This is a genomic window from Clostridium sp. AF32-12BH (assembly GCF_003477935.1).
In the GTDB taxonomy this organism is placed as follows: domain Bacteria; phylum Bacillota; class Clostridia; order Lachnospirales; family Lachnospiraceae; genus Brotaphodocola.
Window position 1 is genome coordinate 168,314 of record NZ_QUEH01000006.1, and the last position, 24,905, is coordinate 193,218.

General features: G+C 49.5%; 22 protein-coding genes. 14 read left to right on the forward strand and 8 right to left on the reverse strand.

Annotation, left to right across the window (positions count from 1 at the left end):
- Nucleotides 1-69 precede the first annotated feature (69 nt).
- Both DWZ40_RS07745 and DWZ40_RS07750 read left to right on the forward strand, forming a co-directional pair.
- Nucleotides 70-609, forward strand: a complete 540-nt coding sequence (locus tag DWZ40_RS07745; protein ID WP_243035263.1) for an NUDIX hydrolase — start codon at nt 70-72, stop codon at nt 607-609.
- Nucleotides 610-748: 139 nt separating this feature from the next.
- On the forward strand, nt 749-1,552 hold the full coding sequence (locus DWZ40_RS07750) for an NUDIX hydrolase (RefSeq protein ID WP_182431662.1): 804 nt from the start codon (nt 749-751) through the stop codon (nt 1,550-1,552).
- Here DWZ40_RS07750 and DWZ40_RS07755 read toward each other — a convergent pair.
- Together DWZ40_RS07755 and DWZ40_RS07760 are read right to left on the reverse strand one after the other, a co-directional pair.
- Entirely contained in the window at nt 1,515-2,030 is a 516-nt protein-coding gene (locus DWZ40_RS07755) for a VanZ family protein (RefSeq protein ID WP_182431663.1), read from the reverse strand. The genes DWZ40_RS07750 and DWZ40_RS07755 overlap by 38 nt on opposite strands.
- Before the next feature lie 107 nt (nt 2,031-2,137).
- Nucleotides 2,138-2,356: a hypothetical protein gene (locus tag DWZ40_RS07760; protein ID WP_243035265.1), complete on the reverse strand. Its 219-nt coding sequence runs from the start codon at nt 2,354-2,356 to the stop codon at nt 2,138-2,140.
- Nucleotides 2,357-2,626: 270 nt separating this feature from the next.
- On the opposite strand from DWZ40_RS07760, the gene DWZ40_RS07765 reads away from it, so the two are divergent.
- Both DWZ40_RS07765 and malQ read left to right on the forward strand, forming a co-directional pair.
- Nucleotides 2,627-3,952: an MATE family efflux transporter gene (locus tag DWZ40_RS07765; RefSeq protein WP_347560059.1), complete on the forward strand. Its 1,326-nt coding sequence runs from the start codon at nt 2,627-2,629 to the stop codon at nt 3,950-3,952.
- A gap of 24 nt (nt 3,953-3,976) precedes the next feature.
- Nucleotides 3,977-5,506: a 4-alpha-glucanotransferase gene (gene malQ / locus DWZ40_RS07770; protein WP_118542365.1), complete on the forward strand. Its 1,530-nt coding sequence runs from the start codon at nt 3,977-3,979 to the stop codon at nt 5,504-5,506.
- 83 nt (nt 5,507-5,589) lie between these two features.
- On the opposite strand, the gene DWZ40_RS07775 is transcribed toward malQ, so the two are convergent.
- The gene (locus DWZ40_RS07775; RefSeq protein ID WP_118542367.1) at nt 5,590-6,345 is read right to left on the reverse strand and encodes a hypothetical protein; all 756 of its coding nucleotides are present in this window, start codon (nt 6,343-6,345) and stop codon (nt 5,590-5,592) included.
- 310 nt (nt 6,346-6,655) lie between these two features.
- On the opposite strand from DWZ40_RS07775, the gene DWZ40_RS07780 reads away from it, so the two are divergent.
- From DWZ40_RS07780 to pflA, 6 genes are all read left to right on the forward strand, one after another.
- Nucleotides 6,656-7,207: an HD domain-containing protein gene (locus tag DWZ40_RS07780; protein ID WP_347560060.1), complete on the forward strand. Its 552-nt coding sequence runs from the start codon at nt 6,656-6,658 to the stop codon at nt 7,205-7,207.
- Between the two features lie 357 nt (nt 7,208-7,564).
- The gene (locus DWZ40_RS07785; protein ID WP_147354155.1) at nt 7,565-7,807 is read left to right on the forward strand and encodes a hypothetical protein; all 243 of its coding nucleotides are present in this window, start codon (nt 7,565-7,567) and stop codon (nt 7,805-7,807) included.
- 11 nt (nt 7,808-7,818) lie between these two features.
- Nucleotides 7,819-8,718 carry a hypothetical protein gene (locus tag DWZ40_RS07790; RefSeq protein ID WP_118542371.1) on the forward strand — a complete coding sequence of 300 codons (900 nt, stop codon included), beginning with the start codon at nt 7,819-7,821 and terminating at the stop codon, nt 8,716-8,718.
- Nucleotides 8,719-8,819: 101 nt separating this feature from the next.
- Complete coding sequence (locus tag DWZ40_RS07795) at nt 8,820-11,507, forward strand: cation-translocating P-type ATPase (RefSeq protein WP_118542373.1); 2,688 nt, start codon at nt 8,820-8,822, stop codon at nt 11,505-11,507.
- A 477-nt stretch (nt 11,508-11,984) separates the two neighbouring features.
- Nucleotides 11,985-14,237: a formate C-acetyltransferase gene (gene pflB / locus DWZ40_RS07800; RefSeq protein WP_118542375.1), complete on the forward strand. Its 2,253-nt coding sequence runs from the start codon at nt 11,985-11,987 to the stop codon at nt 14,235-14,237.
- Between the two features lie 255 nt (nt 14,238-14,492).
- Nucleotides 14,493-15,239, forward strand: a complete 747-nt coding sequence (gene pflA, locus DWZ40_RS07805) for a pyruvate formate-lyase-activating protein (protein ID WP_118542377.1) — start codon at nt 14,493-14,495, stop codon at nt 15,237-15,239.
- An 80-nt stretch (nt 15,240-15,319) separates the two neighbouring features.
- Here the strand turns inward: pflA and DWZ40_RS07810 are convergent, their stop codons facing one another.
- Both DWZ40_RS07810 and DWZ40_RS07815 read right to left on the reverse strand, forming a co-directional pair.
- Entirely contained in the window at nt 15,320-16,216 is an 897-nt protein-coding gene (locus DWZ40_RS07810; RefSeq protein ID WP_118542379.1) for a LysR family transcriptional regulator, read from the reverse strand.
- Entirely contained in the window at nt 16,213-17,202 is a 990-nt protein-coding gene (locus tag DWZ40_RS07815; protein ID WP_182431664.1) for a LysR family transcriptional regulator, read from the reverse strand. Before DWZ40_RS07815 ends, DWZ40_RS07810 begins: the two co-directional genes overlap by 4 nt.
- A 261-nt stretch (nt 17,203-17,463) precedes the next feature.
- Here DWZ40_RS07815 and DWZ40_RS07820 point away from each other — a divergent pair, with 261 nt between their 5' ends.
- From DWZ40_RS07820 to DWZ40_RS07830, 3 genes are read left to right on the forward strand one after another with little or no spacing between them, the layout of a single operon-like run.
- The gene (locus tag DWZ40_RS07820; protein ID WP_182430536.1) at nt 17,464-18,759 is read left to right on the forward strand and encodes an SLC13 family permease; all 1,296 of its coding nucleotides are present in this window, start codon (nt 17,464-17,466) and stop codon (nt 18,757-18,759) included.
- A 14-nt stretch (nt 18,760-18,773) separates the two neighbouring features.
- Nucleotides 18,774-19,673, forward strand: coding sequence for an alpha/beta hydrolase (locus tag DWZ40_RS07825; RefSeq protein ID WP_118531613.1), 900 nt, complete (start codon nt 18,774-18,776; stop codon nt 19,671-19,673).
- Between the two features lies 1 nt (nt 19,674).
- On the forward strand, nt 19,675-20,577 hold the full coding sequence (locus DWZ40_RS07830) for an alpha/beta hydrolase fold domain-containing protein (protein WP_118542385.1): 903 nt from the start codon (nt 19,675-19,677) through the stop codon (nt 20,575-20,577).
- 81 nt (nt 20,578-20,658) lie between these two features.
- Here the strand turns inward: DWZ40_RS07830 and nagB are convergent, their stop codons facing one another.
- Nucleotides 20,659-21,384 (reverse strand): glucosamine-6-phosphate deaminase, encoded by a 726-nt coding sequence (gene nagB / locus DWZ40_RS07835; RefSeq protein WP_118542387.1) that lies wholly within the window; start codon nt 21,382-21,384, stop codon nt 20,659-20,661.
- A gap of 222 nt (nt 21,385-21,606) precedes the next feature.
- On the opposite strand from nagB, the gene nagA reads away from it, so the two are divergent.
- Nucleotides 21,607-22,869, forward strand: a complete 1,263-nt coding sequence (nagA, locus tag DWZ40_RS07840; protein WP_118542389.1) for an N-acetylglucosamine-6-phosphate deacetylase — start codon at nt 21,607-21,609, stop codon at nt 22,867-22,869.
- Between the two features lie 164 nt (nt 22,870-23,033).
- On the opposite strand, the gene DWZ40_RS20020 is transcribed toward nagA, so the two are convergent.
- Together DWZ40_RS20020 and otnK are read right to left on the reverse strand one after the other, a co-directional pair.
- On the reverse strand, nt 23,034-23,630 hold the full coding sequence (locus DWZ40_RS20020) for a class II aldolase/adducin family protein (RefSeq protein ID WP_243035266.1): 597 nt from the start codon (nt 23,628-23,630) through the stop codon (nt 23,034-23,036).
- A gap of 18 nt (nt 23,631-23,648) precedes the next feature.
- Entirely contained in the window at nt 23,649-24,890 is a 1,242-nt protein-coding gene (otnK, locus tag DWZ40_RS07845; protein ID WP_243035268.1) for a 3-oxo-tetronate kinase, read from the reverse strand.
- Nucleotides 24,891-24,905: the final 15 nt, after the last annotated feature.

The window sequence follows — 24,905 nt, forward strand, 5'->3', positions numbered from 1 at the left end:
GAGAAAATATGCAATGTAGAAACAACATGCACCCCAGAAACAACGTGTGATACAGAGAAACAACGCGATATGGCGTGGAAGCTTCTAAACCGCGACATCGTTTTCCAGGATACCTGGGTACAGCTTGAGGCATCACGCTGCGAGCTGCCAGATGGGCGGATTATTGCCCCATTTTATATAAGAAGAGATCCGGATTTTGCAGTGGTGGTTGCTGTCACGAAGGACAAACGGCTGGTGCTGGTTCGTCAATATCGTCTTGGTGCGGAGAAAGTTCTGTTGGAACTTCCGGCGGGCTGCATCGAAAAAGGCGAAGACCCCAAAGTGGCTGCTGGGCGGGAGTTGTTGGAAGAGACCGGATACCAGGCAGGAAACCTGCAGTTTTTGCTGAAAACAGCACCGAACGCATCAAATTCTACGGCATACGCGTATTGTTATCTTGCCACAGATGTAGAATTGGTGGCAGCGCAGCATCTTGATGAGATGGAAGATGTGGCCGTGGAATATATGGATTTGCGTGAGGCGCGAAGTGCATTGCGGGATGGTGTATTTGAGCAGGCTGTGCATGTGGCGGCGCTTTACTGTGCATTGGATGTGCTGGAGAAGAAGTAAGAAATCGTGAGAGAATGGTTCGAACGTGCGTTTGGATGAGCATTGGATGTAGTAGAGAAGAGGAGCGGGTAAGAGGAAAAGTGTGGTTGAGTCTGGTGCTTTGCTGCGCATGGGATCTACCTGGAGGAGGAATCGCAGCATGAAATTATCAAAAGAAGATCAGGAGTTTGTGAAGCATTACGATGATTCGAAGTATGCAAAGCCTTCGGTCACGGCGGATATGGTGATTTTTGCTTATGACGGGGAGGAGCGGGAAGATCTGCAGGTGCTCTTGATCCGGCGTGGGCGTCCTCCGTTTCAAAATCAGTATGCACTTCCAGGCGGATTTGTGAATCCGGATGAATCGGTGGATGATGCCGCGCAGAGGGAGTTGTTGGAAGAGACCGGCGTAGCGTGTGGGTGTCTGGAACAGCTTCGTACTTTCAGCACACCGGGGCGTGATCCGAGACGCTGGGTGATCACCTGTGCGTATCTGGCATTGGTAGAGCAAAGCCAGGTTTGTGTTAAGGCAGGAGATGACGCAAAGGCGGCAGAGTGGTTTCGGGTACGGCTGACTGCTGGGGAAAACACGCAAAGCAATCCGGATTATCTGGAAATGCAAGGAAGTGAGACAGAAAGCACAGAGCAAAAATGCCTGGAGCAGAAAAATCTGGAGAAAAAGAACACAGAGCAGAAATGCCTGGAGCAGAAAAATCTGGAGCAAAAAGACATAAAGCAGAAATATCCGAAACCGGAACTTTCCGGTCAGGCGCATCTCTGGAATCTGGAACTGCAGGGAGAGAATGAGACGATCGAGATTCCATTTTTGGAAAAACAGATCCCGGGGCGTTTTACACCGGAATTGTCTTTAAAAGAATCAGAGAATGGTCTTGCGTTTGACCATGCCTTGATTCTGGCTTATGCAGTTATGAAGGGAAAGCGCGATTTTTCCTTTGTCCTGTAAACATAGGCGCTAACAGCCGGATTGCAGCAGCTCCGATGCTGTCGATGAGCACATCGGTAAAACGGCCTGCCCGTCCCGGCACAAACAGCTGGTGGATTTCATCGGTGCAGGCATAGAAAAAGGTGATGGCGAGTGCGGCATTGAGCAGCTGTTTGCCGTGCAGTCCAAAGGTGCGCAGACCGAAAAGCAGGGAGAGGAAGAATACGGTGTATTCTGTGATGTGGGCGCATTTGCGCACGGGGGTACTCAGAAGTTCGCAGATTGCGAGCACATCGATGTTTTGAAGTTCTAACAGATGGAGCTTGTCTGCGATGGATAAGAGCATCTCGGTGACGCCGTCACTCATAACGGTAGATTCGGCAGCCGGTTGACTGGAAAAATAAAAAATAGCAAAGGCAATGGCGATGGAAGGGACCATCGCCATTATTTTTATTGCATTCTTGGAGAAGCTGGGTGATTTATTTTCGGATTGATTCATGGAAACCTCATTTTTGTATGGTTTTTTGCTGCGGACATTGCGTGGGAACAGTAACATTTTCTTAGCGCATGGCTTCGGAAAGTCTTGGCGTGTGGCTCCAGAAAGTCTTAGCGCATGGCTTCGGAAAGTTCTTTCCAGAGCTCGATGTCTTCTGCACTGAGGCGCATGTTGGTGACGAGTTCCTGACCGTCCGGAGAGGTGACTTTGAATTCAAAAACAGTGCCTTCCTGGATTCCTCTTCTTACGACCGCATTTAAAAAACGTGGAAATTTTGGGTGGTTGGCCGTAAAACGGGACCAGGCATTTTTCATTTTCATCAATTTCATTGGGTTGATCATAGTTTATTGTGTCTCACTTTCTGATATCATGTGTGGTTTTTGGTATGGAATCGTTCGCTACTGTTTGCGCTACGCGTGAACAGGAACCAGTTTGTGCTGCTGTACACGGGTAGGAATTTTCCGGGCAGCAGCAACATTCCTAGTATATCCCAGAATTGTCTCCATGAAAAGTGCTACTTGTAAATTTGCGTCAAAATAGGTATGATGGAAGTATCTGTTTGCAGAAAAAATTGGATAGAAAATACAGGGGATAATGGCATGGACATGTTTTCGCGAAAGGATTTATTTCGTCTGTTTGCACCGCTTTTGGTAGAGCAGCTTTTGGCTGTTTTGGTGGGCATGGCGGATGTTGTCATGGTGGCGGCTGTCGGGGAAACCGCAGTTTCGGGCGTTGCGCTGGTGGATTCCATCAGCCTGCTGGTCATTCAGGTTTTATCGGCGATGGCGACCGGCGGAGCGGTTGTCTGCTCCCAGTATATTGGCAAGAAATCGCCAAAGCAGGCATGCCGGGCGGCCGGACAGCTGGTCCTGATCACTGCAGCGCTTTCTCTCATGATCGCAGCGGTGGCATTTATTGGAAACCGGCATTTGCTGCAGCTCATCTTTGGGGCGGTCGAAGTGTCTGTTATGGATAACGCACAGATTTATTTCTGGTTTACGGCGATGTCGTATCCATTTCTGGCGCTTTATAATTCCGGGGCAGCTTTGTTCCGGTCTATGGGAAATTCCAGAGTGTCCATGAAAGTTTCCCTGGCCATGAATGCGATCAATGTCGTGGGCAATGCATTGTGCGTGTTTGGGCTTCACATGGGCGTCGAAGGTGTGGCGATTCCGACCTTGGTATCGCGCATGTTTGCGGCAGTGGTGATGGTGATTCTGGTGCAAAATCCCGAGAACAGCATTTGCGTGACCAGTTTTTCGCAGCTGATTCCAAAGCCGGATATGATCAAAAAGATCCTGGCGGTCGGCATCCCGAGCGGTCTGGAAAATGGCATGTTCCAGTTTGGCAAGATTGCCCTGCAGAGCCTGGTTTCTACACTTGGTACGGCATCGATTGCAGGCTATGCGGTAGCATGTAACCTGGTGACGTTTCAGTATCTGCCGGGTGTGGCATTGGGACTTGGGCTGATCACCATTGTGGGGCAGTGCGTAGGAGCGGGCAAGCCAGAGCAGGCAAAAATGTATACAAAGAAAGTGCTTATGATCAATTACGGACTGGCGTTTGTCATTTGTGCGGTCATGGCAGTTTTCCGGAGCAATGTGGTGGGAATTTATAATCTGTCTCCGGAAGCATCTACTCTGGCGCAGAATCTTTTGCTGATCCATTCCTGCGGCATGGTGCTTTGGCCGTTGGCATTTACGGTGCCCCATGCGCTGCGTGCCGGACTGGATGCGAAGTTTACGATGATGGTTTCGGTGTTTTCCATGTGGATGTTCCGCATTGGATTCAGCTATGTGTTTGTCAAAGGGTTTCATATGGGCGTACTGGGAATCTGGTATGCGATGTTTGTGGACTGGACGTTCCGTCTGATCGTGTTCGTATGGAGGTTTAAGGGATTTTCTTCGCGGGTGCGTCAGGTATAAAAGCAAAAATCAGGAGGATGGGTTATGAAACGGGCATGTGGTATGCTGCTTCCGGTGGCGAGTCTGCCGTCGGAGTATGGAATCGGGGCTTTTTCAAAAGAGGCATATGACTTTGTAGATCAGCTTGCAAAGGCGGGGCAGCGGTATTGGCAGATTTTGCCTCTGGGACCGACCGGATACGGGGATTCTCCGTACCAGTCCTTTAGTGCGTTTGCGGGCAATCCGTATTTTATCGATCTGGAAGTGCTGATTGCCAGAGGACTTTTGCGCAAAGACGAGTGTGATGCGGCGGATCTCGGCACAAATCCTCAGGATATTGACTATGAGAAGCAGTATTTTCATCGAATCCCGCTCTTAAAAAAAGCGTTCGAACGCTGGAAAAAACAGCAGAAAAAGAAAGGGCGCAGTGATAAAAAACTGCAGGAATTATTTGAGGATGCGCTTGCAAAAGACACCCGGGAATATTGCTTTTACATGGCAGTAAAAAATCATTTTGAGGGAAAAAGTTTTCTCTTGTGGGATGAAGAGATCCGGACGAGAAAGCCGGAAGCCGTGAAAAAATATCAGGAACTCTGTCAGGATGAAATCCTCTTTTATGAATTTTTGCAGTACGAGTTTCAGGAGCAGTGGGCGCAGCTAAAGTGCTATGCCAATGAACAGGGAATCAAGATCATTGGTGATATTCCGATCTATGTTGCCATGGACAGCGCAGACAGCTGGGCACATCCGGAATTGTTCCAGTTCGATGCGGATGGACAGCCGGAGGCTGTTGCCGGATGTCCGCCGGATGCATTTTCTGCGACGGGGCAGCTGTGGGGCAATCCGCTGTATCGCTGGGTTTACCATAAAAAGACGGATTATGCCTGGTGGCTGGCACGCATGGAGTACAGTTTCCGCCTGTACGATGTTGTGCGGGTAGACCATTTCCGAGGATTTGATGCTTACTATTCCATCCCGGCCAATGATAAGACAGCGGAATTTGGACATTGGGAAAAAGGTCCGGGATATGGACTCTTTAAAGCGATGAAAAAGCGGTTTGGAAAGCTGCCCATCATCGCGGAGGATCTTGGCTTTTTGACGCCTTCTGTACTGGAACTGGTAAAGAAAACAGGGTTCCCAGGCATGAAGGTTCTGGAATTTGCGTTTGATGATAACGGGGAGAGCAGCTATCTGCCGCACCGCTATCCGAAAAACTGCGTGGTCTATACGGGTACCCATGACAATATGACGCTGCAGGGCTGGTACCACAGCCTGGCGCCGGAATCGAAGGCATTTGCATTGCGCTACCTGGGAAATTCCAATACACCGGAGGGAGAGATTCACTGGGATTACATCCGCCTGGCGCTTGCAAGTGTGGCAAAATTGGCGGTAATTCCGGTACAGGATTACCTGGGACTTGGAAACTGGGCGCGCACCAATGAACCGTCCACGCTTGGGAAAAACTGGCGCTGGCGCATGAAGAAAGAGGATCTGACACCGGAACTTCTGGAAAAATGCCGGGAGATGGCGGAAACGTATGGACGGGTGAAGAAAATAAACAATATTGCACAGTAGCGAACGAGGGGCGAAAGCTCCCACAGCCGCCAGGCCTGGCGGCTGTGGGAACTTTCGCCCCTTTGACTTACTGTGCGATCTTGTTATTGCACGGATACGGTGGCTGCGGTGTCAGCCCCCATATTCGTTTCGGCTGCCTGTGCGGTATCTTCCTCCTCCGGATCCACTGCGCCGCCTTCCAGGGTTTCGACACTGCCTTCCTTATGGGAAGTGAAGGTTCCCTGCACTTCATTGTCGGCTTTGTCGCGTGCGAAGACATGCAGTCCTGCAGGATCCATCTCGAACGAGAGGGTGTTGCTGGCGCGGTCTACGCTGAGCGGATTTATCCGCTCGCCTGCGGAATCCAGTGCATAGATGGAATCGAAGTTGATGCCAGACTGGCTGTCTGCAACGGTGATGGTTACAACGCCGTCCTGGATATCGGTACTGGAAAATTCCGGCGGGTTGTCATCCAATACGTTGACGTGTTCGAAGACGGTAGCCGGCATGCCGTTTAAGTTCACGACAGAGGACTCGATGGAGCCGTTTTTGTAAACCGTTGCAGTGTAGGTGCGGCCTTTGCCCTTTTCCAGCTCCAACGGTTCGCCGTCCAGTGTCATGCTGACGGACTTGGTTGGGAAAAAGGATTTTACAGTCAGAACGACGTTGGTGGAAAGATAGTCGTTGGTGTCTTCTACGACAACTGCAAGTTTTGGCTTGGTTGTGAGACAGAAAAATAAAATGCTGTTAAATACAAGGAACGGAAGCACATAAAATAAGAGAATATGCGGCCATTCGCTTTGTTTTTTCCTGCGGTAGCGGCGGTCACGCCGGGAAGCAGAAGTCTGATTTTGTTCCATAAAAAACTCCTTTTATCGCAAGGCAAAATGCCCGATGATCTGTCCAATAGCATAGCAGAAAAATGGCGGATTTACAAGATAACTTTTCTTACGATTCCTTTCGTTTCCCTTTTCAGCAAGCGGGGGAGTGTGATAGAATAGAAGCAGAATGGTGACTGTGGCGGCACGGAGTCGTTATGCAAAGGGAAAGACAATGCGGAAGTTTCGATCATTCCTTGCCGATAAGGTTCACTTTATGCCAAAGAGGAGACAATGCTGTCCGTGTGGTCGGTTCTTTTATAAGATTTATCACAGACAGAGGGATCAACATATGAACGGGGATAAAACGATGATTCAGAAAGCAGCGTTATTTGCAGCAAAGGCCCACGAGGGCATGATGCGGAAAGGAAGCCGGATTCCGTATATCTATCATCCGATGGAGGTGGCACTCATTGTGGCGCAGCTCACAAACGATCCGGAAGTCATTGCGGCGGCGTATCTTCACGATGTTCTGGAGGATACCAGTGTGACACCGGAAGAACTGGGCGCAGCATTTGGAAGCCGGGTGTTGTCGTTTGTACAGGCGGAGAGCGAGGACAAATCGCTGAGCTGGAAAGAGCGCAAGGCCAGTACGATCGCGCATTTGAAGCAGGCATCTTACGAAGTTAAAATCCTGACTCTGGGTGACAAACTCAGCAATATGCGCAGCACCGCCCGCGATTATATGGTGATCGGGGATGAAATCTGGCAGCGTTTCAATGAAAAGCACCGGGAGTCGCATCGCTGGTATCTGGACGGGATTTTGGATGGTTTGCAGGAACTGAAGGATTCTGCACAGTTTCAGGAACTGAAGCGTCTGTATCATATGGTATATGAAGCATAACGTGCATACGGAGCGGAACGTGCATACGGAGCATAAAGTGTATACGGAGCGGAAATAGGATGCCATGTATAAGAATCATATTAAGAAATAAAAAACAGATAAGGAATACGAAGGATACAAAGCAAAGGATACAAAGCAAACGATACAAAGCAAACGATACAAATCAAAGAATATAAATCAAAGGATATAAATCATAAGAAAGAAGGAATGTCGAATTTTGCGGCATTCCAAACTGCTTGCGGGCAGGAATACGCTTGACGTGTGTTCCTGCCCGAAGTACAATGTGCGTAAATGATGAGATGTTTCATCGGCGCAATCTGTCGTTTCCGGCATGCGCAAAACAGACCCGTCCAGTTCTTGGCGGGAATTTCCATAGAAAAAGTATTGAAAGACGATAAATCAGGCAGAAAACGAGGGAATGCAGGGGCAGGACTGATAGAAAACCGTGAAGAAAATCGAAAGCAAAAAACAGCGAAAAAAGGAAAACTGAGGAAACAGGAGAATAGCGGAAACAGAAGAACAGCGGAAACGGGGAGAGAGGAAACAGCAAAAAACGAAAAAACAAAACAGGGAAGAACAGAGAACGATAGTCAACAATAGGGGAATAATGTATGACAAAAGAAAATACGAAGACGATACAGACCGCACTCTGGGTTGCACTGGTCCTGGTCCAGATGGCAGTCGTAGACTGTCTTGAAGTGCATGCAAAACCAGTGCAGGAAGAACCAGCACAAGCAAGATCACTGCAGGCAGGAACAGCAGATTCCGAACCATCCGATGACACAAAGGTGCGCCGTGAGGTGCTGTATGAAGCAATCGAGGGAGAAGCAGCGTTGCCTTCGGTGATCGATGTCTCGATTCTGGCTGGCAATGAGGAAGAAGTTGTGCCATGTCAGGCGGTGGAACAGCTGGAAGAATCGCTTTACTGGCAGGATGATTTTTCTTTTCCGCTGATGTTTTATGAGTATGGGGCGGATGCGTATCAGATGGGAGATGTGGTGCTGGACGGGGAGAATTTGTCGGAGCTGGTCCGGCAGTATGGCGAAGAACTCTTGCAGGATATGGGTCTTTCTCCAGAGGACTATGAAGTGACAGAGTTAAGCTGGGCCGGTGAACCGTATGTGAATGAGGATGGGATCACGTGCCGGGATGCAGTGGGGCGTGGCAGCCGTCTCCTTAGGGATTACCGGGTGGTGTATGAAGGTTATGTAGATCCGCAAAGGTGGAAAGAACTGAAAGCTGCAGTGCAGGGAGAAGAACTGGAGTCGGAAGTATCCGAGATGGAGATGGAGACGGAAACGCTGGAAAAACCAAACGATATCCGCATAGAGACGCAAAAAGAAGTGGAAGCGGAACCTGAAACGAAAACGGAAAAGTCCAGGCTTCGGGAATTTCTGGAGAAGGTGACAAAAATTCTTCTGATTGCAGTCGGAATCGGAGCAATCTTCTTTTTTGGGGGACTTCTGGTGCTGGCATTGCTGTGGGTGGTACGAAAAGTGCGGGGAAAGTGACATGAATGCCGGACCCGGGCATAGGATAGAAAGTAAGGATGCTGCGGGTGCAGATTGCCAAAATGACCGTGGCCGGAAAATAAAAATGCGCGGGGCAAAACATGAAAGAATGGTATCGGATGACGGCAGAGGAAGTCTTGCGGGAAATGGAGAGCAGAAAAAGCGGACTTTCGCAGCAGCAGGCTGATGTGCGCTGTGGGCAGTTTGGGGAAAATGTGCTGCAGGAAGATTCCGGGGAAAAGGTCTGGCAGGTGTTTTTGAAGCAGTTTCAGGATCTTCTGGTCCTGATCCTGATCGCAGCGGCAGTCATTTCCGTGCTTTCCGGCAGTGGAGAAAGTGCGGCGGTTATTTTTGTTGTGCTCATCATGAATGCCTTGTTAGGGACGGTTCAGCATGAAAAGGCAAAAAAGTCACTGGAAAGCCTGAAAAAGCTGTCGGCGCCGACGGCACAGGTGATGCGGGATGGAAGTGCCAGGGAAATTCCGGCTTCGAAGGTGGTGCCGGGCGATATTGTCCTGCTGGATGCCGGAAGCATGGTAGCAGCAGATGGACGTCTGCTGGAATGTTATCATCTGCAGGTGAATGAAAGTTCGCTGACGGGGGAGTCGCTGCCTGTGGAAAAACAGGCAGCACCGCTTCCGACCGGGCCGGGCACAGCCTCCAAAAGGGCGGCAGAATGTGCGTCTGGACTTGCGAAAACAGAAAGAAAACCGGCAAAACATGTGGTTGGAGTTGCCCTGGGCGATCAGACCAACATGGTCTTTTCCGGTTCGCTGGTGACGGGCGGCCGCGGTATTTTTGTGGTGACGGCCACAGGCATGGAGACGGAACTTGGAAAAATCGCCCGCCTCATGAATACGGCAAAAGAAAAGAAAACACCACTGCAGGTTAGTCTGGATGCGTTCAGTACGCATCTTGCGGCGTTGATTTTTGCTATCTGTGTCCTGGTGTTTGGGCTGAGTCTGTACCGCGGAACGAATGTCCTGGAGGCGTTGATGTTTGCCGTGGCGCTCGCGGTCGCGGCCATCCCGGAAGCGCTTGGTTCCATTGTGACGATCGTACAGGCTATGGGGACGCAGCAGATGGCGAAAGAACATGCCATTATCAAAGATCTGAAAGCGGTGGAGAGTCTTGGGTGTGTGTCTGTGATCTGTTCGGATAAGACTGGAACTTTGACACAGAACCGTATGACTGTGGAGCAAGTGTTTTCGGATGGCAGGATTCTGGTACCGGGAGAATTGAACGTGTATAATCCGGTTCACCGATATTTTTTGTACGCGGCCATCCTGGATAACGATGCCGTCATTCACGGAGATCTGTTTAAAGGGGATCCGACGGAGGCGGCGCTTCTTTCCATGGCAATGCGGGCCGAGATCGCGCCGGATGCAGTACGCAGTGAGATGCCGCGCCTTGGGGAACTTCCATTTGATTCGAAGCGGAAACGAATGAGCACGCTGCATCTTTGTGATGGTTCCCCTGTGCTGTTTACGAAAGGGGCACCGGAGGTTTTGCTGGAACGGGCAGATCAGGTCCTCACGAAAAATGGGGTAAGGGCGATGACATTAGAACAAAAAGAGCAGATCCGGCAGCAGAATGAAGCCTGGGCATCGCAGGGACTGCGGGTCCTGGCTATGGCATATCGCCTGCTGGAACCGATGCAGGTCTGCAGCCTGGATTTGGAGGACTCCTGTATTTTTCTGGGAATGGCAGCTATGGCAGATCCGCCAAGACCAGAGTCCAGACCTGCTGTGCTGATGGCAAAAAGGGCGGGCATCCGTCCGGTGATGATCACAGGCGATTATCAGGTTACGGCGCTGGCTGTGGCCGGAAAGATTGGAATTCTGGAACCCGGGGACCTGGCTGTGACAGGACAGGAGCTGGAGCAGATGAATGATGCACAACTGGACCGGAAACTGGCTTCCATTTCCGTTTATGCGCGGGTTTCACCGGAACACAAGATCCGCATTGTGGAAGCGTGGCAGAGGCAGGGACGGATCGTGGCAATGACCGGGGACGGTGTGAACGATGCCCCTGCCCTGAAAAAAGCGGATATTGGTGTGGCAATGGGAATTATGGGGACGGAGGTATCGAAGGATGCAGCGTCCATGATCCTGACGGACGATAATTTTGCAACGATGATCCGAGCGGTGGCAAATGGGCGAAACGTGTACCGCAATATCCGCAATGCGATCCAGTTCCTGCTTTCTGGAAATATGGCGGGGATTCTCTGCGTGCTGTATACATCGGTTCTGGCTTTGCCGATGCCATTTGCACCGGTACATCTGTTGTTTATCAATCTGCTGACGGATTCGCTTCCGGCGATTGCAATCGGCATGGAACCCCAGGAGGAGGGACTTTTGGAACAGCCGCCGAGAAATCCGGAAGAAGGAATTCTGACAGTGCCTTTTTTGCTCCGTCTGTTTGTGCAGGGTATGCTGATCGCAGCCAGTACCATGACGGCATATCATATGGGAATGGAGACCGGGGGAACGGGGACCGCGAGTACCATGGCTTTTTCTGCATTGACACTGGCGCGATTGTTTCACGGATTTAACTGTCGCAGCAGCCATTCCGTTTTGCGTCTTGGACTTTGCAGCAATATGTGGAGCGTGATGGCATTTGAAACCGGTGTATTGCTGCTGGCGGCGGTATTGTTTTTGCCTGGGCTGCAGGTAATGTTTGCTGCAGCAGATTTAAGTTTGCGCCAGATCATCGCGGTTATTGTGTGCGCAGCCGTACCGATGGTCGTGATCCAGGCAGCAAAGCTGATCCGGGAAAGTCTGTTGTAGTTTGTAGGATTTTTTCAAAAAGAAGAGGGAAATAACACAGAAAAAAAGTCATTTATCCTGACAAAATGAATGATTGTATAAAAACAGATACTTGTCAGAAGTTGAGAAAAAAACGCATATATACTGCTTGCAATTTAAAAAAAATATGATATTCTATATGCAGGTCAGATGACTGGCCTGCTCTAGAATGAATCGTTATGAATTTAACAAATCATGACGGTATTAAAGAAACTGCAATGTATATAAGGAACGTTGTTTTGGACAAAATCCATAGAACTTGCAGCCGTAAGAATGCGGAAGCTTTGGCAAAGCAGCGGATGACGGAAAGACGATATGACTAATCATATATCAGGAAGTATTCTGGTTTGAGAAGTTATATTTTTTTCTGGCAAAAATGTATACAGTATGCAAAAACACAGACAATCGTTTCACACAGACTGTGTGAACACCGTACAATTTTAAGGAGGAAAACACCAAATGACGAACTTTGAGCAGTGGGATGGTTTTGATGGCCGCCTCTGGAAAGAGGAAGTAAACACCCGTGACTTTATTCAGAAGAACTATAAGCCGTATGATGGCGATGAGTCTTTCCTGGCTGGCCCGACTGAGGCTACTGACAAACTGTGGGGAATTCTGCAGGGTCTGCAGAAAGAGGAGCGCGCAAAAGGCGGCGTTCTGGATATGGATACCCATATCGTTTCCGGCATCACTTCCCATGGCCCGGGCTACATCAGCGAGGCTGATAAGGATTTAGAGCAGATCGTTGGTCTTCAGACCGATAAGCCGTTAAAGAGAGCATTCATGCCTTACGGCGGTATCAAGATGGCGGAGCAGGCTTGCCAGAACTATGGTTACGAGCCGGATCCAGAGCTGCACAAGATCTTCACCGAGTACTGCCGTACGCACAACCAGGGTGTATTCGACGCTTATACCCCTGAGATGAAGAAAGCACGTCACAACAAGATCATCACCGGACTTCCGGATACCTACGGCCGTGGACGTATCGTAGGCGACTACCGCCGTGTGGCTCTGTATGGTATCGATTTCCTGATCCAGGAGAAGCAGAATGACTTCGCAAACTGCGGCGATGGAACCATGGTTGATGAAGTAATCCGTCAGAGAGAAGAGCTGTCCATGCAGATCAAAGCTCTGAAAGACATGAAGGTTATGGCTCAGTCCTACGGCTACGATATCTCCCAGCCGGCTAAGACTGCAAAAGAGGCTGTTCAGTGGCTGTACTTCGGATACCTGTCCGCAGTTAAGACCCAGAACGGTGCCGCAATGAGTGTCGGCCGTATCTCCACCTTCCTTGATATTTATATTGAGCGTGACCTTGCAAACGGTGTACTCACCGAGGCTGAGGCACAGGAGCTGATCGACCATCTGGTAATGAAATTCCGTATGGTGAAATTCGCAAGAATCCCGTCCTACAACCAGCTGTTCTCCGGTGACCCGGTATGGGCTACCCTGGAAGTCGGCGGCATCGGCGTAGACGGTCGTTCCATGGTTACCAAGACCGACTACCGTTTCCTGCACACCTTAGAGAACATGGGACCGAGCCCGGAGCCGAACATGACGGTTCTTTACTCCTCCGCTCTTCCGATGAACTTCAAGAAGTATGCAGCTCACATTTCCATCAACACCAGCTCTGTTCAGTACGAGAACGATGACGTGATGAAGCCGGTATGGGGCGATGACTACTCCATCTGCTGCTGCGTATCTGCTACCCAGACCGGTAAAGAGATGCAGTTCTTCGGCGCACGTGCAAACCTGGCTAAGTGCCTGCTGTATGCTATGAACGGCGGTCGCGACATGAAGAGCAGAGAGCAGGTTGGTCCGGAGTTAAGACCGATCACCTCTGAGTACCTTGATTATGATGAAGTGATCAGGAAATATGATGTTATGATGGACTGGCTGGCAGGTCTGTATGTCAACACCTTAAACCTGATCCAGTACATGCACGACAAGTACTTCTATGAGGCAGCTGAGATGGCTCTCATCGATACCGATGTACGCCGTACCTTCGCTACCGGTATCGCTGGATTCTCTCACGTTGTTGACTCCTTAAGTGCGATCAAGTACGCTAAGGTAAAAGCAATCCGTGATGAGGAAGGCATGATCATGGACTTCGAGACCGAGGGTGACTTCCCGCGTTACGGTAACGACGATGACCGTGCAGATGACATCGCTGTATGGCTGTTAAAGACCTTCCTTGAGAAGTTAAAGAAACGCCACACCTACAGAAATTCCGAGGCTACTACCTCCATCCTGACCATTACATCCAACGTAGTATATGGTAAGGCAACCGGTAACATGCCAGACGGAAGAAGAGCAGGCGAGCCGTTATCTCCTGGTGCAAACCCGTCCTACGGCGCAGAGAAGAGCGGACTTCTTGCTTCCTTAAACTCTGTTGCAAAGCTTCCGTACGAGTGGGCTCTGGATGGTATCTCCAATACCCAGACCATCAACCCGGACGCACTGGGACACAGCGCAGAGGAGCGTATCGACAACCTGGTACAGGTTATGGACGGCTACTTCGATCAGGGCGCTCATCACTTAAACGTAAACGTATTCGGTACCGAGAAGCTGATTGATGCTATGGAGCATCCGGAGAAAGAGGAGTATGCAAACTTCACCATCCGTGTATCCGGCTATGCTGTTAAGTTCATCGACTTAACCAGAGAGCAGCAGATGGATGTAATCTCCAGAACCTGCCACGCAAGCATGTAAGGAATTGTGTAACAGCATATAAAAAAATAACATGTCAAAAATGCGTCACCGGCGTATTTGAAAACAGTAAAAGAAAAACACTCCGGTGGGGAACGAAAATTTCCCCATATCGGAGTGTTTTCACTTTTTAGGAGATACTATATAATATAGAAAAATAAGACAACAATTCCACCAATTACGCTGCCAGGTGTGCCTGCGTGAACCGTGGTGAGAAGCGTGGAGTTGGTTGAATAAATGAAAATAGGAGGAGAGTTCATGGAAGAGAACAAAGCACTTGTGGGTCACGTGCATTCCCTGGAAACCTTTGGTCTGGTAGACGGACCGGGTGTCCGCACCGTGGTATTTTTGCAGGGCTGCCGCATGCGCTGCCGTTACTGCCATAACCCGGAGACCTGGAGCATGTCCGGCGGCGAAGAATGGACCGCGAAGGATCTGTTTAACCGGGTGTACCGTTACCGCACCTACTGGAAGAACAACGGCGGTATTACCGTCAGCGGCGGAGAACCACTTTTACAGATTGACTTTCTGCTGGAATTTTTTAAGCTGGCGAAGGCAAAAGGCATCCACACCACACTGGACACGGCTGGAAATCCATTTACCAGAGAAGAGCCGTTTTTCAGCAAATTCCAGGAGCTGATGAAGGTGACAGACCTGGTGATGCTGGACTTTAAGGAGATGGACAGCGTCCGCCATAAAGAACTGACCGGCTGCGACAATGACAACATTTTGGATCTGGCAAAGTATCTTTCGGATACTGGAAAGGATATGTGGATCCGCCATGTGCTGGTGCCGGGACTGACGGACCAGGAGGATGATCTGAAAGCGATGCGCGGGATGTTAGAGGAATTAAAGACTGTGAAAAAGGTAGAGATTCTGCCATATCACAGCTTGGGGCTGTTTAAATGGCAGAACCTGGGAATTCCGTACACGCTGGAAGGCGTACCGGCACCGACGAAGGAAGAAGTGGTGCGGGCCGAGAAGATTCTGGGGATTGTCAGATAACCGGCTGACAGGTCATCCGGTTGTTGACCGGAAGAGCAGTCAAGCGGATAATCCGCTGTTTGGCCAGCAGGAGTAATCTGCTACAGTTCCTGGTATCGTTCTTCCAACAGTTTCCGTATGCAGGGGTAGAGTGGGTTCAGCGCCTGCTCTTCTTTCCAGACAAGCAGCCCTTTTACAAAAAATGGTTCCGGCAGAGGAATATGGAGCAGGTCTGCTTCTATTATATGAAACAGACTTTCCGGAAGAATGCTAAGTCCCTCTTTTTCGCAGCAGAGGCGTGCGGCTTCCTGATACGTGCTGGTTTTGACGATGTTTGGGCAGTCAGCCAGCCCGGTTTGTTCCATGGCTTGTTGCTGTAGGGATGGGAAAAGGGAAAAATTTTCTTTCATAAAAACGCGGTCATACTTCCAGGAGCCTTTGGATTTCATTCTTTCGATCAGATCCATTTGCTGATACCGGGAGCGGGATGCGGCGAGAAGATAGGAATCCTGGTGAAAGATCTGCTGAATGCAGGGCTTGGAAAACATGGTCCGGGTATTTACGATAAGCAGGTCAACGACATCATTTTCCAGAAATTGCCAGGCATTTTCACAGTCTCCGGCTGTGAGTGTAAGCCGCGCCTGCGGATAAAGTTTTAGGACTTTCGACCAGATGTCTTTCAGGAACATGTTTCGCATGGTGTATTCAATATAGATACGGACATTTTGCAGAGCAGTCTGCTTCAGGGAGGTTAAAGCATCCTGAAGCTCCTGCTCTGTTTTTGCAATCTGCTTTGCGGTCTCCAGCACGATTTTTCCGCGTTCAGTTGGAAGAATAGCAGATTTGGAGCGCGCAAAGACCGGAAAACCAAGTTTTTCTTCAAAGATTTTCAGCTGTTGGGAAAGTGCTGGCTGGGAAAGCAGGCAGCGCGCTGCCGCGCGGCTGATGTTCTGTTCTTCTTCAATGGCCAGAAGGTATTCGTAAATTCTGGAATTCATAAGCAGTCTTCTCCATATTCTCTCAGAATTTGTCTGGTGTTTTCGTCCGGACACAAAAATGCAGAATTTGCCTGGTGCAGGCGTCGGTATTCCAGATAAATAAAAAATTTTTCCATTGGGGTCAGAACATGCCCTTTGCGAAAGGCAAATCCTTCGAAAAGAGTGGGCATACCTGGAAGTGAAAAATAATGGAGCTGTGGAAGACCAAAAGCGCTTGCTTCATCCAGAAAACCGGCATAGCTTCCTTCTGCAAGCAGATGTTCGTTTGTCAGGCGATTCGAAGTTTTGAGCTGAATATTGAACTTCAGATGATTCTGTTCCAGAAAACGGCTGACGCGTTCCCCGATTACGGTTCCGATATCTGGGAGAATAAACGGGGCATCTTCCATGGCAGAAAGCTCTGAAACGGATAAGGCAGCAGGCGCGGTGGCAGTACCTCCTTTGTCATAGAGCGGGTGAAAACTGGGAATGCCAAGCAGGATCTGTTTCTGTTCAAGAGAGAAAAACAGGTAGTCGTATTTTCTTTGAAGTTCGCAGTCATCGATCATCAGAAGAATAAAATCCAGCTGATGGGCGAGAAGCTTTTCATGCAGAGAGGCAGATCCCTCGTTTGTCACCGAAACCTGAATGTATGGATACTGCTCCAGAAGATACGGATAAATATAGGCAAGCGCAGCGCCTCCACGGATGGGCGGAATCCCGAAACGTACTTCGTTTGGAGAATCCTGTTCCAGAAGAGCCAGCTTTTGATGAAGCTGGGATTGCAGCAGCTGGATCTTGCGTGCGCTTTTCAGATAAATCTGTCCGGCCTGGGTCAGGGTATAGCAGCCGGAAGAGGTGAGAAAAAGGCGGATCCCGGTTTCTTCCTCCAGATTTTTCAAGTAGCGGCTCAGCACGGACTGTGAAACATGAAGCGTCCGGGCAGCCTGGGAAAGTGTTTTATTTTCAGCGATGGCAATGAAGTAATCGTAGTGGAGTGTGTTCACGAGTCTCCTCCTGAAAAGCATCTGAGTTGCTGTCAGAAATACGGTGGAGACAGTAATTCCGCGTATGGACAGAGATGCTATGCTTTTTTCTTATAGTATTATGTTTAGTATATATTAGAAAATCCGAAGATTCAAGCGTATGATGGAACTATAAGAGGTGCTGGGTACGCATGTGTAAACAGTAACCTGTTGGAATCAGGCCTGGATTCAAAATCATTACGATGCAGTTTTCTTATGGTACAAAGGAGGAGGCAACAAATAATGAACACACAACTGATCATTACCCTGGCGGTGCTGGTATTCATGGCAGTATCGTTTATGGTGAGAAAAATATCATTCGGTCTGACTGGCATGATCTGCATGCTCGCACTGGCAGTGACCGGAGTCATAGATTTAAACACGGCGTTTTCCGGTTTTTCCAATAAAACCACAATTCTGGTTGCAACTATGATGCTGGTAGCTGGTTGTATCGGAAAGACAAGTCTGGTAAGCGTAATCCGCAAGCGGATGTCTTCCATTCAGGAGAAAAGCGGAATTTTCCTGCTTTTGGCGATTCTTGGTTTCACCATTTTATTGACCCAGCTGATCGGTATGACTGCCCTGATGTCTGTCATGCTGATGTTAGTCGTTACACTGGATGATGACAGTGATCTGGCACAGTCCAGAATTTATTTCCTGATCGCAGCGGTCAATGCAGCCTGGTTCGGACGTTTTCCGATCGGTATGGGTGCAACCCTGCCGATGATCCATAACTCTTACTATGAGGGGCTGGTAGCAGAGCATCCGGAATTCCTGCTTGGTGTATTTGACTATATGAAAGTGGGACTGATCCCGTCCATCGTGTTGACGATCTACTGCTTGTTTGCATGGAAGCTGATTCCAAAGACAAAGATGGACGTGAATGCGATGCAGCACACCAACAAAGATACAAAGGCATCCCAGCTGACAAAACGTCAGGAGCAGATTGTCTGGGGCGTATTTGGAGTCATCATGCTGGCATTTGTATTTTCTACCCAGCTTGGAAATCTGGTTTATCTGCTTCCGATCGCAGGCTGCATTATCCTGGTGCTGACCGGTGTTGTTTCCAGTCAGGAAGCTTCCTGCACACTTGCCGGTGACATGGTATTCTGCGTAGCGGGTGTTCTGGTTGTTTCTTCAGCGCTGAACTCTTCCGGTGCAGGTCAGCTGATCGGTGATTTTGTGCTGAAGCTTTTGGGAAGCAATCCGTCCAGCACCCTGGTTATTACGGTGTTCTGTGTTGTTACCGTGATTATGACTACGTTCTTAAGCAACAATGGAACCATTGCGATCATGACACCGATCGCAGTTTCGACGGCACTGGCCGGGGGCATGAATCCAAAGGCAATTGTTTTGGTTGTATTCGGTGCATCCTGCCTGGCGATTGCATTCCCAACCGGATGCGCCGGAGCGATGATGGCATTCTCCATTGGAAATCATAACCCGATGAAGCTGCTTCGGTTTACGCTGCCGTTTTTGATCTTGGGATCTGTTTCCCTGATCATTTCCGCAAGTATTTTTTTCCCGGTTTACAGTTAAGGAGGTAAAGTGATATGACGAAAGAGTTGCTTCAGGAACAGCTTGAAATCCTGGATCGCACCAATATGCATAAAAACGCAGCAAAAGAACGCGTGATCCCGGAAAGCTATCTGGCTTACAAAAACCAGGTGGAACAGAAAGAGACGATGCTTGAGAGCCCGTCAACCGGTGTGCCGGTGCGGTGTGTGATCACAAAAGCAAACAATCTTGAGAAAGATGCCCCGCTGTTTATTAATCTGCACGGGGGCGGATTTGTCCATCCGCAGGATGGAGATGACGACCTGTTCTGCGCCAGGGTGGCAGCCGAAATCGGTGGAATTGTAGTGGATGTCGATTATGCGGTAACACCGGAATATGTATTTCCAACGGCGTTTGAGCAGGTCTGGGATGTGGCAGAATGGGCTTTTGCACATGCAAAAGAGCTTGGCGCAGACTCGAACCGGATTTCCATCGGCGGTCACAGCGCTGGAGGTGCGCTGACTGCAGCCATCTGCTTGCGTGCAGCAAAAACAGGAAACATGAAATTTGCGCTTCAGATCCTGGATTATGCGGCACTGGATAATGCAATGTCGTTTGAGCCGGGCGGAAATGAACGCAGCCGCGCGTTCTCCATGCTTTACTGCGATGGAAATGTACGTGTATTAAAGAGCCCATACTGTTCTCCGGTTTTTGCGTCCGGTGAAATGTTGAAAAATCAGCCGCGCACCTTGATCATCAACGCAGAGCATTGCCCGTTTCGGACGGTTACCGAGCGTTATGGACAGCGGCTGGCACAGGCCGGAAACGAAGTGGCATTTCGGCTTTTCCCGGGAAGTGCCCATGGATTTACCATCCGCATGACAGGAGCATGGTTAGAAGCCCAGGACCTCATCATACGGTATCTGAAAAAAGCAGAGTACAGGGAGGTAAAGTAAGATGACAGAGGAGAGAAAACAGGAAATTCTCGAAATCATAAGAAATACAAACCGGAGACCGGTACAGACCGGCAAACCGCTGTACCCGGAAGAAATTATGGCATATCCCAATCTTTGTGAAGAGATGGAAAGCATCAGCCGCACCGTGGATGGCTTTTCCTATCGCATGGATATTCTTCGGGCAAAGAACCGGGGAGAAAACTGCCCGCTGTTTATCAATATCCATGGAGGCGGATTTATTGGTCCGCACCGGGAAAACGATACTTATTTCAGTGCGTACATGGCAGATCAGATTCATGGAATTACGGTAGATCTGGACTATACCCTTTCTGATGCAGCACCATATCCGGTGGCACTCCATCAGTGCATGGATGCGCTGGATTATGTGGCAGAGCATGCAAACACGTGGGGCGCGTCGGCGAAAGATATCAGCGTTGGCGGTTACAGTGCCGGCGGCGCCCTGACAGCAGCAATGGGAATCTGCTGTGCAGAGCGCGGCGGCTTTGTGCCAAAACTTCAGATTTTGTGTTATCCTCCGCTGGAATATCGTATCCCGGATCAGTACAAGATCGATGCTTACGACCGCCAGATTGGAATGGAGCGGTGCAAGGCATTTGCAGATCTCTACTTCGATGATAAGAAAGAAAATTTTGAGGATATTCATAATTCTCCGCTTTATGCGCCGAGAGAGATTCTGGCAAAGCAGCCAAAAACCCTGATTCTGTCTGCAGGTCTCTGCAATTTCCGTTATGAAGACGAAGATTACGCGATCTGCCTGGCAGACGCAGGCGCGGAAGTCATCTTAAAACGCTTCCCGGAAGCATCCCACGGATTTATTCCGCATTTCATGGATGGCTGGAAGGAAGCAGCTGACCTGATGGTGCGGGAAATCCTGGAAAAATGAGTGAATAATTTGAGCGTAAAACAATGGACCGTGGAAGTTGCCTTTGGTAATTTCCGCGGTCCTGTTACGTTAGGGATATTGCTATAATTTACTCATCGCAGCTTCATCTGCCACCACGGTGACATCGCTGTGCAGCTGCAGGATGGATGCCGGTACCTTCGGTGTGATCGGACCGCTGATCATGGCTTTTAGTGCATCGGCTTTATCTTCTCCGCTGACTACGACCAGAATCTTTTTGGCAAGCATGATGCTTCCAATGCCCATAGTGTAAGCCTGACGCGGCACATCCGCTTCGGATTCAAAGAAGCGTTTGTTGGCTTCGATGGTGCTTTCAGTCAGGTTGACGCAGTGGGTTTCCCGCTCAAAAACATCGGCTGGTTCATTGAATCCGATGTGTCCGTTGCGGCCGAGCCCCAGAAGCTGCAGGTCGACACCGCCGGTTTTACGGATGATCTCTTCGTATGCTTTGCAGGCGGTTTCGGAATCTGGTTCCAGTCCATTTGGGACAAAGGTGCGGCTCTTGTCGATGTTGACATGGTCAAATAGGTTGGTGTTCATAAAGTAGCGGTAGCTCTGAGGATTTTCCGGGCTTAAGCCTTTGTATTCGTCCAGATTGATGGTAGTAACCTGGGAAAAATCCAGATCGCCTTTCTGATACCATTCAATCAGCTGTTTGTAGGTGCCGATCGGAGATGATCCGGTGGCGAGACCAAGGACGCAGTCTGGTTTCATGATGATCTGGGCGGAAATGATGTTGGCAGCCTTGCGGCTCATATCCTGATAGTGTTTTGCTTTGCAAATATTCATAACGAACCCCTTTCCTTATAAAAATTCCCCCGATAAATATAGAAGCTAATAAGCTGTCTGCTTTAAGTATATCGGATTTTACGGGAAATACAATACAAAAAATGTTACGAGGTACGTGTTGGGGGACAGGAACAAACTGAAAATTCTGTCACACAAATTACACAGAAATCAGTTGAAATTTTGTCCGGAGTCAACTATACTACGCCCATAGGGGGTGTACATATGATCATTAAGAATGTACAGATTTACACAGAAAACCAAACATTTATGCCGGGGGATATTGTAATAGAAGGAGACCGGATAAAACAGATTATTCCCGAGGCAGAGTCTGCTTCAAGACAGGATGGAGAAATGGACGATACGATCATCGACGGACATGGTGCCTACGCGATTCCCGGACTCATTGACCTTCATTTTCATGGCTGTATGGGAGCGGATGTCTGTGACGGAACTGAGGAAGCATTGCAAACCATTGCCCGGTATGAGGCTTCGGTGGGCGTGACAGCGATCGCACCGGCTACCATGACGCTTCCGGTGGAGAAGTTGGAGCAAATCCTTCGAAACGCAGCAGCATATAAACGGAAGCAGGAAGTGCAAAAACGGCAGAGAGTTTGTGTCAAAACGGGCGAAAATGGAGAAGGTGTAGAAGTCACGGAAACTGCAGAAGTCACGGAAGCTGCAGAAATCACGGAAGCAGATCTGCTTGGCATCAATATGGAAGGTCCTTTCATCAGTCCGGTGAAAAAAGGTGCACAGGATGAGAAAAATATCATTCCGTGCGACGTGGAGATCGCAAAACGTTTTCTTACTGCATCCGAAGGACTGGTGAAGTTTATCGGAATTGCACCGGAAGAAAGTGAACAATCGGAGGAGTTTATTGAAAAAATGAAAGACTCTGTGGATATTTCCCTGGCGCACACCAATGCCGATTACGATACGGCGATGGCAGCATTTCAGGCTGGTGCGAACCATGCAGTGCATCTGTATAACGCCATGCCGCCGTTTACGCACCGGGCGCCGGGCGTGATGGGCGCCGTGGCGGACAGTAAGCATGTGATGGTGGAAATCATCTGTGATAATGTCCACATTCATCCGTCTGTGGTGCGTGCAACGTTCGCCATGATGGGAGCTGACCGCATGATCCTGATTAGTGACAGCATGCGCGCTACGGGCATGCCGGACGGTACCTATACGCTGGGCGGACTGGACGTTCAGGTGCATGGAAACCATGCGACTCTGGTAGATGGCGGTGCGCTGGCTGGCTCCGTGACAAATCTGATGGACTGCATGCGCACCGTTGTGAAGGTGATGGGCATTCCGTTTGAGACGGCAGTAGCCTGTGCAACGGCAAATCCGGCAAAGTGTCTGGGCGTGTATGATACATATGGTTCGATATCAGAAGGGAAAAAAGCAGATATTGTGCTGCTTCAGGAAAATCTGGACCTTAGCATGGTTATTAAGGATGGATCTGTGATTTGTAAATAGTTCGCAGGAACACGTAGAAAATGCGAAGAGGGCCGAAGAAATCACGCAGAAAATACGAAGAAAACTCAAAGAAAACCCAAAGAAAACCCGAAATATCCGACGAAACTTGCCGGATATTTCGGGTTTTTGCTCAGTGATTTGTGGTCTGCAATTCTGGTCTGATATCAGCCCAGTTTCGCGCGATACAGTTCCCACGCAATATGCGCACTTTCCTCCAGCTCTTCCAGACAGTAAAATGCATCCATAATGGATTTGCCCGGAACAACGGGACCGTGTGCTTTCAGAAGATAGCCATCGCTGGCAGCAGCGCGTTCGCGGAATGCGGCAAAGAGTTCCTGGGAACCTGGTTTTTCGTATGGAATCATGCCGACTGTGCCCAGTTTCATTTTCAGATAAGGTGTGTGATCCGGAATGCAGTCGGTTTCATTTAAATCCGGGACGAAACTCCACAGAATGGAATAGGGACTGTGCGTATGAATGACTGCCTTGATATCTGGTGATTTTGCAAAAAGAGCCAGATGCAGCGGCCATTCCTTACTCGGTTTTCTTCCTGCTACGTGTGTGCCATCCGGAAGCAGGACGGAAAAATCGTCTTTGGTCAGCGTGCCAAAGCAGGTTCCGCTGGCGCTGACATAAATTTTCCCATCATGATAGAAACTCATATTGGCGGAAGAACCGGAAGTTTTTCCCCGCTCAAAAAGGCTGTGTGCTGCCCACACGGCGTCTTCTAATTTCTGTTCTAATTCCTGATCTGTATTCATAAACAATGCCTCCATAAATTATTTTTCTTTTGTCATGGCAAGGGCACGGGAGAAGAAATCCTCCTGTCCAAAGTTTCCGCTTTTCAATACCAGGCGAATGTCGGAACGTGTTGCCGGAATCATGACCGGGACACCCGGGGCAATGCTTTCTCCAATCTGGTAAGAGGAGAAATGAAGTCCTTTTGTGATGGCACCGGAGGTTTCGCCGCCGGCAGAAATGATGCGGGTATAACCATGTTCAACTGCTTTTTGTGCCAGATTGGCGGAAGTCTGTTCCAGCAATGCGGCAATCTTTTCGGTCCCGAATTCCTGATATTTGCGGATTTTGTCCGGGGTATCAGAACTGTATACAAGAACAGCCTGATCCTTCGTTGTGTGCTGCTCGATAAATTCCCAGATTTGATCCAGGGTTTGTGTGCCGTTTAAAAGGGCGAGCGGATCCATGCGTACGGATGGCATGTTTTGTGCCTGATAGTCAGCAATCTGCGCAAGCGTCATTTTGGAACAGCTGCCTGCGATCAGGATGGCTTTGCCTGGAACGGCTGTCTGCGGAATTTGTCCGGATTTCTCGGAAGCCGGGATTAAACATTCTGCCAGTGGTTTTAAAAGTCCGCTGCCTCCGGACAAAAACGGCAGATAACCAAACTGCCGGGCGATAAATGTGCCGTCCTCATCGGTTTCGTAATCAGGAATCAGGTAAAATGGTTCCGCATGTTCCGGCTCCGGCTCATGCCACGCGGTGCCGCGTGGAAGAACCTGGCAGGGGTACTGGCTTTGCGGACGCATCAGTTCTGCAATCCGGCTGTCCCACATTGGCGTAAGCGGGTGATCTTTCATGGGGCTTTCATTCAGCGGGACTCCGTTTACGAAAAGGTTTCCGTTACGGACGGTCCGTCCATTGACAGGCAGGGACGGGCACAGAAGGGAATAGGAAGCGTGCATCTGCTTCATGAGTGCATCACATACCGGTCCGATGTTGCCGTGCGGTGTGGAGTCGAAGGTGGAACAGTATTTAAAATAAAGGTGGGAGATTCCCTGATCTTGTAAAAATGCAGCGGCTTTTAAGCTGTCCGAAACTGCCTGTGCAGTTTCCTGTGTCCGGGACTTTAAGGCGATCACGATCGCCTGAACCGGTTTTAAGTCGGCGGTGTCTTCTGGAATTCCGTTGTAGAGCTGTACGCTCATGCCGCCTTTTACAAGAAACGAAGCAGCATCGCTTGCTCCGGTGAAATCGTCTGCGATACATCCTAAGATGGCCATATAGAAACGTCCTCC